This window comes from Streptomyces sp. NPDC050388 (genome assembly GCF_040655635.1).
Classification (GTDB): Bacteria; Actinomycetota; Actinomycetes; order Streptomycetales; family Streptomycetaceae; genus Streptomyces.
In genome coordinates this window covers 1-1,741 of sequence record NZ_JBFAKH010000255.1, presented here as the reverse complement: position 1 = coordinate 1,741, position 1,741 = coordinate 1, and the positions used below count along the sequence as shown (strand labels likewise).

General features: G+C 68.0%; 2 protein-coding genes. Both read right to left on the bottom strand.

Features of this window, described 5'->3' with window-relative positions:
* Positions 1–82: 82 nt before the first annotated feature.
* Positions 83–1,087 carry a tryptophan--tRNA ligase gene (trpS, locus tag AB0I73_RS41185; protein ID WP_363045498.1) on the bottom strand — a complete coding sequence of 335 codons (1,005 nt, stop codon included), beginning with the start codon at positions 1,085–1,087 and terminating at the stop codon, positions 83–85.
* Positions 1,088–1,528: 441 nt separating this feature from the next.
* Positions 1,529–1,741: hypothetical protein (locus tag AB0I73_RS41180; RefSeq protein ID WP_363045497.1), on the bottom strand; the 213-nt coding region annotated here is incomplete at its 5' end.

Sequence of the window (1,741 nt, the reverse complement as noted above, 5' to 3'; positions counted from 1 at the left end):
CCGTGACGGTGCACGACCGGGAGATCGTCCGCGGTGAGGCCACGGGCAACGGCCGTACGGACGTCCTGTCCACCGGCCCGCGCTACACCCCGACCGCCGGGAGCAGGCCGATCGCCCGGTGGGCGGCATCCACGGTCGGCCGAGCCATGCCCCTCGCCCGCTCCGCGCCGTCCCGCAACACCCCCTCCACATGACCGGGATCCGCGCACAACTCCTCGTGCTTCTCCTGCACCGGCCTCAACACCTCGACCACGGCCTCCGCGGTGTCCTTCTTCAAGGCCCCGTACGACTCGTACGCACCGGCCAACGCCTCCGGGTCCCCACCCGAGCACGCCGCGAGGATCTCCAGCAGATTCGCCACCCCCGGTCGCGCCTCCCTGTCGTACACGACGTCGCGCCCGCTGTCGGTCACCGCTCGCGCGACCTTCTTCCGCACCACGTCCGGCTCGTCCAGCAGATAGACGATCCCCGGCCCGACGTCGTCGCTCTTCCCCATCTTCGACATCGGGTCCTGCAGATTCATCACCCGTGCCGCCACCGCGGGATGCGTGGCCCGGGGCACGACGAAGGTGTGCCCGTACCGCTGGTTGAACCGCACGGCCAGATCCCGCGCCAGCTCCACGTGCGGCCTCTGGTCGTCACCCACGGGTACCTCGTCCGTCCCGTACGCCAGGATGTCCGCCGCCATCAGCACGGGATACGTCAGCAGCGACAGCCGCACGCTCCCACCCCGCCGCTGCTCCCGCGCGGCCTTCTCCCTGTACTGGATCATCCGCCGCATCTCGCCGTCGGTCGCCACGCATTCCAGCAGGTACGACAGACGGGCGTGTTCGTCGACATGGCTCTGCACGAACACGGTGCACGACTCCGGATCCAGCCCGGTGGCCAGCAACAGCGTCGCCGCCTGCCGGCTCAGTCTGCGTACCCGTGCCGGATCGTGGTCCACGGTCAGCGCGTGCAGATCGACGACGCAGAACACCGCGTCCGCCCGGTGCTGGTCGACCGCGGCCCACCGCCGCATGGCCCCCAGGTAGTTCCCCAGCGTCAGATGGCCGGTCGGTTTGATCCCGCTGAAGACCCGTGTCATCTCTTCCCGTCTCCGTCTCCCGGTCGTGCCGCCACCTCGGCCGGCCGCCTCCGAGTCCTGGACGGAGAGACGAGAACGGCCACCTGAGCGGCGGCCGTTGAGTGCATACGTAGGACGGCCGCTGTCAGGCGGCCCACCAGAACTGGCTGTACGTACGCGTGGTCATGCGGGCCAGGCTACGCCCTGGAGGCGGCCCGCGGGGGCGGATCGGAGCGCGAGTTGACATGCTCCGGCGTGATCCGTACTGTTCTCCGAGTTGTCCGACGTGAGCACCGACTCCGGTCGGTCCCCGGACAGCCATCCCGCAAGTACTGCAACTGCTCGACGGCAGTCTTCTGTCTGCCGTCATGCCATTGGTGCGTGTATTCGTGGAATGAGGAATCCGCGTTCGAAAGGGCGCAGGCCCCCGATTAGCTCGGGAGTCAGGAATCCGCTAGAGTCTCACTCGTCGGAACGGCCCAACGGCCGGAAAGGCAAACCCCGCTGACTGGGGGTCAGGTCGAGAAAGAAGATCTGATAGAGTCGGAGCCGCCGGAAAGGGAAACGCGGAAAGCGCGGCCCCGGAAGGCGAAAGCCCGAGGAAATCGGATCGGAAAGATCTGATAGAGTCGGAAACGCAAGACCGAAGGGAAGCGCCCGGAGGAAAGCCCGCGA

What these genes read in the sequence shown, in the direction of transcription:
- trpS (WP_363045498.1), bottom strand. Translation starts at nt 1,087, where the DNA reads ATGACACGGGTCTTCAGCGGGATCAAACCGACCGGCCATCTGACGCTG.